The organism is Streptomyces sp. H27-D2 (assembly GCF_035828615.1).
Lineage (GTDB): Bacteria > Actinomycetota > Actinomycetes > Streptomycetales > Streptomycetaceae > Streptomyces.
On the sequence record NZ_JAYMZR010000069.1, the window covers coordinates 1 to 12,665 of the forward strand.

At 71.9% G+C, this 12,665-nt stretch carries 12 protein-coding genes and 1 pseudogene; 8 read left to right on the top strand and 5 right to left on the bottom strand.

The genetic code is table 11. The annotated features are described in order from the left end of the window. Both QMK28_RS23790 and QMK28_RS23795 read left to right on the top strand, forming a co-directional pair. Positions 1–166: pseudogene (locus tag QMK28_RS23790) on the top strand (DivIVA domain-containing protein); the annotation flags it as partial. A gap of 670 nt (positions 167–836) precedes the next feature. After that, positions 837–1,421: a DNA-3-methyladenine glycosylase I gene (locus tag QMK28_RS23795; RefSeq protein WP_326441330.1), complete on the top strand. Its 585-nt coding sequence runs from the start codon at positions 837–839 to the stop codon at positions 1,419–1,421. Between the two features lie 41 nt (positions 1,422–1,462). Here QMK28_RS23795 and QMK28_RS23800 read toward each other — a convergent pair whose 3' ends face one another. Continuing rightward, positions 1,463–2,263 (bottom strand): enoyl-CoA hydratase/isomerase family protein, encoded by an 801-nt coding sequence (locus tag QMK28_RS23800; protein ID WP_326441332.1) that lies wholly within the window; start codon positions 2,261–2,263, stop codon positions 1,463–1,465. A 316-nt stretch (positions 2,264–2,579) separates the two neighbouring features. On the opposite strand from QMK28_RS23800, the gene QMK28_RS23805 reads away from it, so the two are divergent. After that, a complete protein-coding gene (locus QMK28_RS23805) occupies positions 2,580–2,747 on the top strand; it encodes a DUF3117 domain-containing protein (protein WP_009997451.1) in 168 nt (55 codons plus the stop codon). Between the two features lie 225 nt (positions 2,748–2,972). Here QMK28_RS23805 and QMK28_RS23810 read toward each other — a convergent pair whose 3' ends face one another. Beyond that, the gene (locus tag QMK28_RS23810; RefSeq protein WP_326441335.1) at positions 2,973–3,647 is read right to left on the bottom strand and encodes an O-methyltransferase; all 675 of its coding nucleotides are present in this window, start codon (positions 3,645–3,647) and stop codon (positions 2,973–2,975) included. Positions 3,648–3,777: 130 nt separating this feature from the next. Between QMK28_RS23810 and sigE the strand changes: the two genes are divergently transcribed. The 5 genes from sigE (at position 3,778) to QMK28_RS23835 (ending at position 9,183) form a co-directional block, all read left to right on the top strand. Then, positions 3,778–4,545 (top strand): RNA polymerase sigma factor SigE, encoded by a 768-nt coding sequence (gene sigE, locus QMK28_RS23815; RefSeq protein ID WP_326441337.1) that lies wholly within the window; start codon positions 3,778–3,780, stop codon positions 4,543–4,545. Next, positions 4,542–5,531 carry an anti-sigma factor family protein gene (locus QMK28_RS23820; RefSeq protein ID WP_326441340.1) on the top strand — a complete coding sequence of 330 codons (990 nt, stop codon included), beginning with the start codon at positions 4,542–4,544 and terminating at the stop codon, positions 5,529–5,531. The genes sigE and QMK28_RS23820 overlap by 4 nt, the downstream gene beginning before the upstream one ends. Before the next feature lie 126 nt (positions 5,532–5,657). Further along, on the top strand, positions 5,658–7,700 hold the full coding sequence (locus QMK28_RS23825) for a S1C family serine protease (RefSeq protein ID WP_326441396.1): 2,043 nt from the start codon (positions 5,658–5,660) through the stop codon (positions 7,698–7,700). A gap of 165 nt (positions 7,701–7,865) precedes the next feature. Further along, positions 7,866–8,375 (top strand): sec-independent translocase, encoded by a 510-nt coding sequence (locus tag QMK28_RS23830; protein WP_326441342.1) that lies wholly within the window; start codon positions 7,866–7,868, stop codon positions 8,373–8,375. Positions 8,376–8,493: 118 nt separating this feature from the next. Continuing rightward, the gene (locus QMK28_RS23835; protein ID WP_443050801.1) at positions 8,494–9,183 is read left to right on the top strand and encodes a hypothetical protein; all 690 of its coding nucleotides are present in this window, start codon (positions 8,494–8,496) and stop codon (positions 9,181–9,183) included. A 211-nt stretch (positions 9,184–9,394) separates the two neighbouring features. Here QMK28_RS23835 and QMK28_RS23840 read toward each other — a convergent pair whose 3' ends face one another. From QMK28_RS23840 to QMK28_RS23850, 3 genes are read right to left on the bottom strand one after another with little or no spacing between them, the layout of a single operon-like run. Then, complete coding sequence (locus QMK28_RS23840; RefSeq protein ID WP_326441344.1) at positions 9,395–10,552, bottom strand: Mrp/NBP35 family ATP-binding protein; 1,158 nt, start codon at positions 10,550–10,552, stop codon at positions 9,395–9,397. A 43-nt stretch (positions 10,553–10,595) separates the two neighbouring features. Continuing rightward, the gene (locus QMK28_RS23845) at positions 10,596–11,216 is read right to left on the bottom strand and encodes a DUF1003 domain-containing protein (protein WP_326441346.1); all 621 of its coding nucleotides are present in this window, start codon (positions 11,214–11,216) and stop codon (positions 10,596–10,598) included. Further along, positions 11,206–12,513 (bottom strand): magnesium transporter MgtE N-terminal domain-containing protein, encoded by a 1,308-nt coding sequence (locus tag QMK28_RS23850; protein WP_326441348.1) that lies wholly within the window; start codon positions 12,511–12,513, stop codon positions 11,206–11,208. Before QMK28_RS23850 ends, QMK28_RS23845 begins: the two co-directional genes overlap by 11 nt. Positions 12,514–12,665 lie beyond the last annotated feature (152 nt).

The following is a 12,665-nucleotide window of genomic DNA, read 5'->3' on the forward strand; positions in this document are numbered from 1 at the left end:
GAGGCCGGCGGGGTGCCGTTGCCCGCGCGCGGCTACCGGATGACGGACGTGGACGACGTCCTGGACCGGCTCGGAGCCGAGCTGGCCGAGCGGGACGCGCGGATCGCCGAGCTGGAGGCGGCCGTGGCGGGCGCGCAGGCCACGTCGGTCGGCGGTACCGCGCTGTTGACGGGCCACGTACGGGACGAGTCGCCGAGCCGCTGGCCGTCCGGGGAGGACGCGGCTCGGTACACGGAGACCGAGGCTCGGTACACGGAGACCGAGGCTCGGTACACGGAGACCGAGGCTCGGTACACGGAGACCGAGGCCCAGTACACGGAGACCGAGGCCCAGTACACGGAGACCGAGGCCCAGTACACGGAGACCGAGGCCCAGTACGCGGAGGACGCGCCCCAGTACACCGAGACCGCCGCTCCGTACGCGGAGACCGCCGTGGATGCCGATGACGGGACGGGCCAGGGAAACTCCGCCGAGTCCGGACGCCTTGGCGAGTCCGGACGTCCCAGCGAATCCGGACGCCCTGGCGAGTCCAGGGGGTCCGCCGAGTCCGGGTTCCCGGACGCGCCCGGACGCTCCGACGGCGTCGACGCCGAGCAGCCCGCCGCCGGGACCGGAGAGAAGCCGGGCGAGGGCCCGGACGGGAAGCCGGACGGGAAGCCGGACGGGAAGCCGGACGGGAAGCCGGACGGGGACGAGCCCGGCGGCTCCTGGTTCGATCAGCAGCAGCGATGACCGGTCGGGAGACCGGGCCGGGCGGGCCCGCCGCCCGGGCGACCGGCCGGACTGCCCCAGCGGCGCGCTCTGCGCGGCCTGACGCGCCCGCGCAGGCGTGCGGGGTGGTGATCGGCCCGGACGGGCTGGCGCGCTGTCCCTGGGGGCTGGAGACCGCGGACCGGGCGGACTACCGGACGTACCACGACGCCGAGTGGGGACTCCCGGTGCACGGGGACGACGCGCTCTACGAACGGCTCTGTCTGGAGGCGTTCCAGTCCGGGCTGTCCTGGCTGACGATCCTGCGCCGGCGGGAGGGCTTCCGGGCCGCCTTCGCGGACTTCCGCATCCACAAGGTCGCGGCCTTCACCGACGAGGACGCGGCCAGGCTGCTCGCCGACCCCGGCATCATCCGCAACCGCGCCAAGATCGCCGCCGCGATCGGCAACGCGCGCGCCGCCGCCGAACTCGGCGAGGGCGCGCTGGACGAGCTGATCTGGAGCTACGCCCCGGACCCGGCGGGCCGTTCCGCGCCGGGTACCTTCGCCGACGTCCCGGCGACGACTCCCGGCTCGACCGCGCTGGCCAAGGACCTCAAGAAGCGCGGCTTCCGCTTCGTCGGCCCGACCACGGCGTACGCGCTGATGCAGGCCTGCGGGCTGGTCAATGACCACCTGGCGGCCTGCGTGGCCCGCGACACGAGCCGCTGACCGCAAGCCGCCCCCCGGCCGCTACCACTGGCTACCGACGACTACCGCCCCAGATACCGCGGCTTCTCCTTCTTCACGAAGGCTTCGACGGCGATCCGGTGGTCCTCGGACGCCCCGGCCCGCGCCTGGAGCTCGTCCTCCTTGCCGAGCGACTCGCGCAGCGTGTGCTCGGCCGCGTAGGCCAGCGACTCCTTGATCGCGGCGTATGCGGCGGTCGGGCCCTCGGCCAGCCTGCGGGCGATCGCGGTCGCCTCGGCGGCCAGTTCCGCTGCCGGTACGACCTTGTTGGCGATCCCGATCTCCAGCGCGTCCTGCGCGCTGATGCTGCGCGGGAAGAGCAGCAGGTCGGCGGCGCGGCCGTGGCCGATGAGGCGGGGCAGCGTCCAGGAGACGCCGGAGTCGGCGGTGAGGGCGACCCCCGCGAAGGAGGTGTTGAAGGCGGCGGTGTCGGCGACCACGCGGTAGTCGGCGGCGAAGGCGAAGCCCGCCCCGGCGCCGGCCGCGACCCCGTTGACCCCGGCGACGACCGGCTTGGGCATCTCCACCAGCGCGGTGACGATGGGGTTGTAGTGCTCCTTGACGGTGCTCATCGTGCGGCCGGTGCCGTTCGCCCGGTCGGCCGCGAGCGAGCCGATGTGCTCCTTGAGGTCCTGGCCCACGCAGAAGGCGCGGCCGTTCCCGGTCAGCAGGACGGCCCGTACGCCCGGATCGTCGGCGGCGCGCCGGACCGAGTCGCGCAGCGCGACCTTGGTGTCGGTGTCCATCGCGTTCATGGCCTCGGGGCGATTCAGGGTGATCGTGGCGAGGCCGTCGGTCACCTCGTAGAGCACGGTGTCGGCCATGGGCGGGTCCTTCCGTCGAGGCTCGGTGGAACGGGGCCGAAGGCGGCCCAGCGCACACAATGCCGGAGATCACCCACCGCCGATATGTGACGTACATCAAAGAAACCGGCCCGTGGACGTGTCGAGCGGCGGCGGAGTATCGCAGTCGTCTCCCCGAATTGGGTGGTTTTGCGCGAGTGCGTTGCAGAAGGGATGCCGGCCGATGTTGGTCATCGGGTCCTGGGATGCGGGATAATGACTGGGAAGCAATGTGTTCGATGCCGGTGACACCTGGGTTGTCGGCTGCGATGAGCTGGTTTCAGGAAGGGGAACGAGCATGGCGGCCATGAAGCCGCGGACGGGCGACGGCCCGCTCGAGGTGACCAAGGAGGGGCGGGGCATCGTCATGCGAGTACCGCTCGAAGGCGGCGGTCGACTCGTCGTGGAGCTGACACCGGATGAAGCCGAAGCACTCGGTGACGCCCTTAAGAAGGTCGTCGGCTAGCCGACGAGCCCAGCTTTCCCTGAGTCACAGATTTCGCTGCCCCGGCGGGCGGTGCGGAGTTCTTGCGCACCGCCCGTCGGGGCAGCGGCATGTCCGGATACGGCCGGGATGGGCTATTCGAGCCGCTGTGCGGAGGCCCCCGGCGGCGTGAAATTCACGAGTTTCGGCGCCGGACGCGAGCGGAAAGTCAGCTTCGGGGACCGAACGCGGGAAAATTCAGGAAATTCAGGCGCGCTTGACCGCGCACAGCAGGCCGTCCCCGACCGGCAGCAGCGAGGGCACCAGCAGGTGGCTCTCCCGCACGGTGCGCAGCAGTTCGCGCAGCCGCAGCACCTCGGCCGGTTGCGCGGAGGAGTCGACGGTCCTGCCGTCGGCGAAGACGCCCTCGAAGCAGACCAGGCCGCCGGGGCGCAGCAGGCGCAACGATTCGTCGAGGTAGTCCAGGCTCTCCAGCCGGTCGCCGTCGCAGAACACGAGGTCGTAGCCGCCGTCCGCGAGCCGGGGCAGTACGTCGAGGGCGCGCCCGGGAATGAAGCGGGCCCGGTTTCCGGCGAATCCGGCGGCGCGGAACGCCTGCCGCGCGAATTGCTGGCGCTCCGGCTCGGTGTCGACCGTGGTCAGCACTCCGTCCGGCCGCATCCCGTGCAGCAGGTGTATTCCGGACACGCCGGTGCCGGTGCCGATCTCGGCCACGGCCTTGGCGTCCACGGTGGCGGCGAGCAGCCGCAGCGCGGCGCCGGTGCCTGCGGAAACTGAGGGCAGCCCTGCTTCCCGGGACCGGTCGCGTGCCCAGCGCAGCGCGGGGTCGTCGATGTGCTCGACGCCGTACGCCTCGGCGAACGCCCAGCTCGTCTGCCGGTTGGCGGTAATGGCCCTCTCCTGTTCCCGTAGTTGACGCAACCGTGACTGTATCCGCTGCTGACGGGAACCCGCAGATGGGACCGGGCGTTGGTAAGTCGCGGGGGATGCCGTGGAGCAGGACCAAAAGCGGGTCAAAAAAGCTTATCCGGAGCTAACGGGCGAGGTGGATATGGTAGGGGCTCTACTGGACGTCACCAGAGCCGATAGGGGAGGTGCGGCTGCGGCCGTTGACCGGAAGGTGCCCAAACGCCTTTGCAGGTCGTTCGGCGAGCCGAGATCCGTGACCAACACCGCTGACCGTTTCCGCACCGCCAAGACGGCGACCACCGCGACTTTCGCCACTGACGCGGGTTCGCCGGCGTGGACGCCTCCCAGCTGGGAGGAGATCGTCAGCACCCACAGCTCGCGCGTCTACCGCCTCGCCTACCGGCTGACGGGCAACCAGCACGACGCGGAGGATCTGACCCAAGAGGTCTTCGTCCGCGTCTTCCGCTCCTTGTCCACGTACACGCCGGGTACGTTCGAGGGCTGGCTGCACCGCATCACCACCAATCTCTTCCTGGACATGGTGCGCCGGCGTCAGCGAATCCGTTTCGACGCGCTCGGCGACGACGCGGCGGAGCGGCTGCCCAGCCGTGAGCCGTCCCCGCAGCAGCATTTCAACGACACCCACTTCGACGCGGACGTGCAACAGGCGCTGGACACCCTCGCGCCGGAGTTCCGCGCCGCCGTCGTGCTGTGCGACATCGAGGGCCTGTCCTACGAAGAGATCGCCGCGACCCTCGGCGTCAAGCTCGGCACGGTCCGCAGCCGCATCCACCGTGGCCGCTCCCACCTGCGCAAGGCGCTCAAGCACCGGTCTCCCGAGGCCCGTGCGGAGCAGCGTTCGCTCGCTGCTGCCACTCCGGGGCTTGAGGGGGAGGTCGGGATCGCGTGACCCGTTCAGGCGGTACGACCCCCGCCGAACAGCATCTGGGAGACCGACTCGCGGCCCTGGTCGACGGGGAGCTGGGGCATGACTCGCGCGAGCGCGTGCTGGCCCATCTGGCGACCTGTTGGAAGTGCAAGGCGGAGGCCGACGCACAGCGCCGGCTGAAGAGCGTGTTCGCCCAGACCGCGCCGCCGCCCCCCTCGGAGGGCCTGCTGGCCCGGCTCCAAGGGCTGCCCGGCGGCGGAGACGACGGCCCCGGCTTCGGCGGCGGTGTCTTCGACGTGGGAAGAGACGGCTTCGGCGCTGACTCGTTCGGCACGGAGACCTTCGGTACCAACGCCTTCGGCTATGAGCCCCCCGTTCCGCACTCCGCCCCGCATTCCCCGCATTCAGCGCTCGCCTCCTCGGCGCAGCGCGAGCGCGGATTCCGTATCCATGACGTCGAGCGCTCTGGCTCGCGCGGGCGCAGGTTCGCCTTCGCCGCGGCTGGCGCGGTGTCGCTGGCCGCGCTGGCGCTCGGCGGCGCGATGCCGTTCGACAGCACGGTCGACCCGTTCGCCGACGGCGCGGCCACCGCTGCCACGCCGGTGCGTACGGTCCCCGCCGGGTCCGCCGGACAGCCCCGCGGCGCCCGCGGCGGAAGGAACCCCTCCGGCGAGCGGCGGGCAGGTCTGCTGGGAGCTTCGGGCGGCGCCGCGAACGTCACTCCTTCGACGCCCGTCTCGCCGGCCCAGCTGCTGCGGCTCTATGCCGCACCGCTGTTGCCGCGAGTGGAACTGCCGCCGCTGATACGTCCGGCCGTCCCCGCTTCGGGGGTGACTGCCCCCTCGACCTCACCCGGCCTCCGGTTCGGGCTGGTCGCCGCCGACGCCCCGGCGACCCCGTTGCCGAGCGCGCTCCCCGTACCGCCGATCTCGCAGGAGCGCAGCAAGCCGCTCGCCGCCACCGGCGCCTCAAAGGCCCCTGACGTCGCTTCTTCCCTCCGACGCTGAGACGCGGCACTGCGCGGGCGGCCGTGTACCTGGTTGAATCCCTACGGGGGCTGCTGTCGCGCTGGGGGCGCGAGCCGTGAGGTGTGCGGCAGTCCGACCGTGTCGCGGGTGAACTGTGGGGAGATCATGGACGAGGGGAAGGCCACCGGGCCCAGGCCCAAGTGGTGGAGCCGTCCGCGCGTCGTACTCGGCGACCGGCCGGCCCACGAGGAACCGCGGGCCGCGTCGGCGTCAGCGACGGGGGCGGCTGAGCGGACGGGGCAGCGGGATTCTCCCGAGCGGGTGGACTCGGTCGAGCCGTCCGAGCAGGTTGCTTCCGTTGAACCGGTCGAGCCTGCCGGCGAACCGGTCGAGCCTGCCGGGGCGAACGAACCAACCGAAGCACCCGCCGAGCCATCCGCCAAGCTGTCCGGCGAGCCGTCCGCCGAGCTGTCCGACGGGCCCGTCCCGGCGTCCGGGGCGCTGAGCGACGGTCCGCAGGACGCGATCCCGGGCGCTTCCGCCGGGACCGAGCGGCCCAAACCGCTCCATGAGCCGGACCCGTACAGCACCCCGCCGTACGGAGGCCCCGGCCCGTGGGCTCCCGCGCCGCCTGTGCAGCGACCGGTGCCGACCCCGGCGCAGGGCACCCCGGTCCCGCCGCACGCGGCACAGCCGCATCTGACGCCCTCGCAGACCCCGGCGTACGGCACGCCCCACCCGGCACCCCGACCGCCGCACGTACCGCAGCAGCACGTACCGCAGCAGCACGTACCGCAGCAGCACACACCGCAGCAGCACACACCGCAACAGCACACACCGCAACAGCACGTACCGCAGCAGCAGCCACACGCGCCGCAGCCCCAGCAGCACACCCAGCCCCAGCCCCAGCCCCAGCCCCACCCTCAGCAGCAACAGCCCCACCCCCCGACGGCAGCGCATGCCACCGGGCCCGCCGGGCCCACCGCACGGGGCGGACCCGGCGGCCCCGCCCCGTACTCCGCCTGGCAGCAGTACGACCCCTGGGCCGCGCCCCGCCCCGCCTTCCACAGCGGCGCCCTGCCGCAAGCGGCCCCGCCCCGGCAGCCGCGCCGCGGCCGGCTGCTCGCCGCCGGGCTCGCGGTCGGGCTGCTCGCGGGCTGTGTCGGCGGCGGCATCGGCGCGTACGTCGAGCGCAACGGCGGCGTCAGCGACGTCGAGCTGCCGCAGACCGCGCCGGACAAGGGCGGCCGTTCACCCGAGAGCGTCGCGGGCATCGCCGCCACGGCGCTGCCCGGCGTGGTCACGCTGCACGTCAAGGGCTCCAGCGAACAGGGCACCGGCACCGGCTTCGTGCTCGACGAGCAGGGCCACATCCTGACCAACAACCATGTCGTGGAGCCCGCCGGGGCCGACGGCGAAATATCGGTGACGTTCAACGGCGGCCAGGTGGCCAAGGCCAAGGTCGTCGGCCGGGACAGCGGTTACGACCTGGCCGTCGTCAAGGTCTCGGGGGTGTCCGGGCTCCGCCCGTTGACGCTCGGCAATTCCGAGTCCGTACGGGTCGGCGACCCGGTGGTGGCCATCGGCGCGCCGTTCGACCTCGCGGGCACCGTCACCACCGGCATCATCAGCGCCAAGGAGCGGCCGATCACCGCGGGCGGCGGCAAGGAGGACGGCAGCGACGTCAGCTACGTCGACGCGCTGCAGACCGACGCCCCGATCAACCCGGGCAACTCCGGCGGTCCGCTGGTCGACGGCAGGGCGCGGGTGATCGGCATCAACAGCGCGATCCGCGCGGCGGACAACGGCTCGGAGCTGAGCGGCGAGCAGGGCGGCAGTATCGGCCTGGGCTTCGCGATACCGATCAACCAGGGCAAGCGGGTGGCCGAGGAGCTGATCAACACGGGCAAGGCCACCCACCCGGTCATCGGCGTCACGCTCGACATGGAGTACACCGGCGACGGGGCGCGGGTCAGCGCCAAGGGTGCCGGCGGCTCGCCGGTGACCCCTGACGGACCCGGCGACAAGGCCGGAATCCGGGCCCACGACGTGATCACCGAGGTGGACGGCGAGGCCGTGCACAGCGGTGAGGAGCTGATCGTCAAGATCCGCAGTCACCGGCCGGGCGACAAGCTGCGGCTGACCGTGCGGCGGAACGGCGCCGACCGGACCGTGGAGCTGACCCTCGGCTCGGCGAGCAGCGACTGACCCGATCGGGCGGCCGGGCGCTCCGGCGTCCGGCCGCCGGAGCGTGGATTCGTGTTCGTCCGGGTGTCTCCCGCGCGCCGCGCGCAGGCAGGTACCGTGAATACGTGATGGACGGTCCGGGCCGATACCGGCCCGTGGGCCGTGGATACCCCAAGGAGCTGCCAGGTGTTCTTCGACATAGGGGCCCTCGAAGTGGTGGCGCTCGTCATCCTTGCGGTGCTCATCTTCGGCCCCGACAAGCTGCCGAAGGTCATCAAGGACGTCACCGGGTTCATCCGGAAGATCCGGGAGTTCTCGGACAGCGCCAAAGAGGACATCCGCTCCGAACTCGGCCCGGAGTTCAAGGATTTCGAGTTCGACGACCTCAATCCGAAGAACTTCGTCCGCAAGCAGTTCCTGGAGAACGACGACCTGGGGCTCCAGGAGATCCGGAACGGCTTCGACCTGAAGAAGGAGATGGCCGACCTCACGGACGCGGTGACCGGCCGGGAGAGCAGCTCCGCCGGCTCGTCCTCCGCTGACGCGGGCGCGACCGCCGCCGGCTCCGCGGACCGTCCCTCCGGCAGCGTCTCCACGGCCTCGGTGAACGGCTCGCCGGACACCCCGAACCGCCTCCGCAAGAGTGACCCGCTCGCCAAGCAGGACCCGCCGCCGTTCGACTCCGACGCCACCTGATCACCCCGCTTGCCCGCCCCTGGGCAGCGGTATGGCTATTCTCCCTGTGTCCGGGGTGAGGTCGTCCGAGGGGGGCGGGTCGCCCAGAGGTTCAGGGCAACTAGGAGGCGCCGCGCAGATGGAGACGACGAGTCGGGTAGGTGCGCAAGGAGCGACGGGTGAGCCCGTCGTGGAGACCGCATCGCAAGCGGCGGCAGCCCAGGGGGTGCCCGGAACCCGGCGGATGCTCGACGGCTATCTGCTGGCCGCGTTCCCCTGGTACGGACTGGACGAGGCGTACACCGGGGCACGCCGGCTCATGCAGGTCGGCGCCGCCGCCGACGGCACGGTGGAACACGGATCGACGGGGCACGGCGAGGCGCCGTCGCTGCGGATCGAGGTGGACCCGGACGACCAGCGCTTCTCGGTCGTCGTGACGGTCGCCAGCCGCCCGGTGCGGCGCAGCGCCGACGGCACCGGCATGCTGGAGGCCACCTCGGTGTCCTCCGCCGCCTGGCTGGCGGGGTCGGGGCTGCTGTCCTGCACCTGGCCCTCGAAGATGGAGCGCGGGCTGCGGCAGGACTGGCTGGACCAGCAGACCGCCATCGCCTGGGAGCTCGCCGACGACCTGGACGGACCGGGCTGGTCGAACCTCTCACTGCCGGTGGACGGAGTGCCGACGCCCTTCCACTACCGCGAGTCCGAGTACGGCTGGGTGCTCGCGGGCTCGACCCAGACGGGCGTGCACTTGGGCGCTTACGGGCGCGGGATGAGCGCCTACGGGCTGGGCTTCTCGGTGATCAAGGACATCACTTCGTACGACGGCTGAGCCCGCTCGACGCCTGAGCCCGCTCGCGGCACCCGCGAGCGCGGCCGGCGCGCCGGAGAGCGCCCCGGAGGACGAGCAGCGGGACGAGCAGCGGGACGAGCACCCAGACGTGCACCCCGCGGGCCCGGTCGGGAAGACCGGGCCCGCGCGCGTCACCCGGGCCGGCTCAGAAGGCGTCGGCTCAGAAAGTGCCGGATCGGAAAGTGTCGGCTCAGAACTTGTTGCGCGGGGTGATGCCGAGCGAGAGCCCGGACAGCCCGCGCGCACGGCCGCCGAGCTTGCCCGCGATGCTGCGCAACGCGCTGCCCGCCGGGGACTCGGGGTCGGTCAGCACGATCGGCGTGCCCGAGTCGCCGCCCTCGCGCAGCCGTACGTCGATCGGGATGGTGCCCAGCACGGGGACATTCGCGCCGGTGGTCCTGGTGAGCCCCTCGGCGACCCGCTCGCCGCCGCCGGAGCCGAAGACGTCCACGATCTCGTCGCAGTGCGGGCAGGGCAGCCCGGACATGTTCTCGACCACGCCGACGATCTTCTGGTGGGTCTGCACGGCGATGGCCCCGGCGCGCTCGGCGACCTCGGCCGCGGCCTGCTGCGGCGTGGTCACCACCAGGATCTCGGCGTTGGGCACCAGCTGGGCCACCGAGATCGCGATGTCACCGGTGCCCGGCGGCAGGTCGAGCAGGAGTACGTCCAGGTCGCCCCAGTAGACGTCCCCGAGGAACTGCTGGAGCGCCCGGTGCAGCATCGGACCGCGCCAGACGACCGGTGCGTTGCCGGGGGTGAACATGCCGATCGAGATGACCTTCACGCCGTGCGCGGACGGCGGCATGATCATGTCCTCGACCTGGGTGGGCCGGGCGTCGGTGCCGAGCATCCGGGGGACCGAGTGGCCGTAGATGTCCGCGTCCACGACGCCGACCTTGAGCCCGTCGCCCGCCATCGCGGCCGCGAGGTTGACCGTCACCGAGGACTTGCCGACGCCGCCCTTGCCGGAGGCCACCGCGTACACCCGGGTCAGCGAGCCGGGCTGGGCGAACGGGATCTCGCGCTCGGCCTTGCCGCCGCGCAGTGTGGAGGCCAGCTCCTTGCGCTGCTCGTCGCTCATCACGTCCAGCTCGACGCTCACGCCCGTCACGCCCGCGACCGCGGCGACCGCGTCCGTCACGCTGTTGATGATCGTCTCGCGCATCGGGCAGCCGGAGACGGTGAGGAAGACGGCGACCGCGACTGTCCCGTCCGCCGCGATCTCCACCGATTTGACCATGCCGAGATCGGTGATCGGGCGGTGGATCTCCGGGTCGTTCACCGTCGCGAGTGCTGCGCGCACCGCGTCCTCGGTGGGCGCGGAGTCGTACGTGTCGGTAGCCATGACCCGATGGTACGGCGCGGGAGGCGGCCTCCGGAAAGGGCTCTCAGCGGTCGCGTTCGTCACTCTCGGCGGAGCCCCCGGACGAGAGCGCCTGCCGCTGCTCCAGTTCCTTCACGAGATCCTGGAGTTCGGAGCGGATCCAGTCGCGGGTGGCGACCTCGCCGAGGTTGATCCGCAGCGCCGCGACCTCGCGGGTGAGGTACTCGGTGTCGGCGATGCTGCGCTCGTTCTGCTTGCGGTCCTGCTCCAGATTGACCCGGTCCCGGTCGTCCTGCCTGTTCTGCGCGAGCAGGATCAGCGGGGCCGCGTAGGACGCCTGGAGGGACAGCACGAGGGTCAGGAAGATGAACGGGAACTCGTCGAAGCGCAGGTGCTGCGGCACCGAGACGTTCCAGACCACCCACAGGATGATCACCATCGTCATCCAGGCGATGAACCGCCCGGTGCCCAGGAAGCGGGCCGTGCGCTCCGAGGTCCGGCCGAACGCCTCCGGGTCGAACGACGGCCACAGGCTGCGCCGCTGGGCGCGCGGCTGGTCGAGCCGCTCGCGCCGGGCGGTCGGGCGGCCGTCCCGCCCGGAGCCGCGGCGGCTGTCCGGTCTGCCGGTGTGCCGGCTGTCGTGCCGGCCATTGTGCGGGGTGCGGTCCGAGCGGTCAGCGGCCATCGGTGACCTCCCGGGCGTCGTCGTCCGTCACGGTGAAGTCGTCGGCGACCGACTCGCGCCAGTCGTCGGGCAGCAGATGGTCGAGCACGTCGTCCACGGTCACCGCGCCGAGCAGCGATCCGCTCTCGTCCACCACCGGGGCCGAGATCAGGTTGTACGTCGCGAGGTAGCTGGTGACCGCGGGCAGCGAGGTGCCCGGCGGCAGCGGCCGCAGGTCGGTGTCGACTATCGAGCCGACGAGGGTGCCCGGCGGGTCCCGCAGCAGCCGCTGGAAGTGCAGCGTCCCGAGGTACTTCCCGGTCGGCGTCTCGTCCGGCGGCCGGCAGACGTACACCTGGGCGGCGAGGGCCGGCGACAGGTCCCGGATGCGGACCCGGGCGAGCGCCTCCGCGACCGTCGCGTCGGGCCGCAGCACGATCGGCTCGGTGGTCATCAGGCCGCCCGCCGTGCGCTCCTCGTACGACAGCAGGCGGCGCACCGGCTCGGCGTCCCGCGGCTGCATCAGCGCGAGCAGCCGCTCCTGCTCGTCCTCGGGCAGCTCCGCGAGCAGGTCGGCCGCGTCGTCCGGGTCCATCGCCTCCAGGACGTCGGCGGCGCGCTCCTTCTGCAGCTTGCCGAGGATCTCCACCTGGTCGTCGTCGGGCAATTCCTCCAGCACGTCGGCGAGCCGGTCGTCGTCGAGTGCGGCGGCGACCTCGGCGCGGCGCTTGGGGGAGAGGTGGTGCAGCACGTTCGCGAGGTCGGCCGGGCGCAGCTGTTCGAAGGTGGCGAGCAGATTCTCCGCGCCCTGGCCGTCCTCCTCCAGCGAGAAGCCGCTGACGGCGGACCACTCGACGGTCAGCGTCTCGCCGCGCTTGCGCAGCGCGCCGCCCTTGCCGCGCCGTACGAAGACCTTGTCGATCTCCCAGTCGCGGCGGGCGGGCAGTTGGGCCATCGAGACGTCGAGGACCGTCACCTCCTCGTCCGGCGCGACGTCCGTGCCGACCAGCTGGACCCGGCGGTCGAGCAGCTCGCCCAGCACCAGAGTCTCGGTGGGGCGCTGTTCGAAGCGCCGCATGTTGATCACGCCGGTCGTGATGACCTGGCCCGACTCGACGCCGGTCACCCGGGTCATCGGCAGGAAGATCCGGCGGCGGGTGACCACTTCGACGACGAGTCCGAGCACCCGCGGCGGCCGGCCGCCCACCCGCAGCATCGCCACCAGGTCCCGGACCCGGCCGACTTGGTCGCCGTTGGGGTCGAAGACCGCGATGCCGGAGAGGTGCGAGACGAACACGCGGGGCACGCCTGCGGCCATGTCAGCGCCTCCCATTCGGGTTGTACGGGGCTCATGCCGGGTTCAGGTTAACGTGACCTGATCAGTGCCGCTGTCATGCGAGTGACGGTACAGCTCTCCTCCAAAGCTCGTAGCCGACACAGGTACGCTGCCGTACTGCTGTCGAGGTCACC

What these genes read in the sequence shown, in the direction of transcription:
- QMK28_RS23835 (WP_443050801.1), top strand. Translation starts at nt 8,494, where the DNA reads ATGGAGACGACGAGTCGGGTAGGTGCGCAAGGAGCGACGGGTGAGCCC.
- QMK28_RS23800 (WP_326441332.1), bottom strand. Translation starts at nt 2,263, where the DNA reads ATGGCCGACACCGTGCTCTACGAGGTGACCGACGGCCTCGCCACGATC.
- QMK28_RS23850 (WP_326441348.1), bottom strand. Translation starts at nt 12,513, where the DNA reads ATGGCCGCAGGCGTGCCCCGCGTGTTCGTCTCGCACCTCTCCGGCATC.
- QMK28_RS23840 (WP_326441344.1), bottom strand. Translation starts at nt 10,552, where the DNA reads ATGGCTACCGACACGTACGACTCCGCGCCCACCGAGGACGCGGTGCGC.
- QMK28_RS23845 (WP_326441346.1), bottom strand. Translation starts at nt 11,216, where the DNA reads ATGGCCGCTGACCGCTCGGACCGCACCCCGCACAATGGCCGGCACGAC.
- QMK28_RS23805 (WP_009997451.1), top strand. Translation starts at nt 2,580, where the DNA reads ATGGCGGCCATGAAGCCGCGGACGGGCGACGGCCCGCTCGAGGTGACC.
- sigE (WP_326441337.1), top strand. Translation starts at nt 3,778, where the DNA reads ATGGTAGGGGCTCTACTGGACGTCACCAGAGCCGATAGGGGAGGTGCG.
- QMK28_RS23825 (WP_326441396.1), top strand. Translation starts at nt 5,658, where the DNA reads ATGGACGAGGGGAAGGCCACCGGGCCCAGGCCCAAGTGGTGGAGCCGT.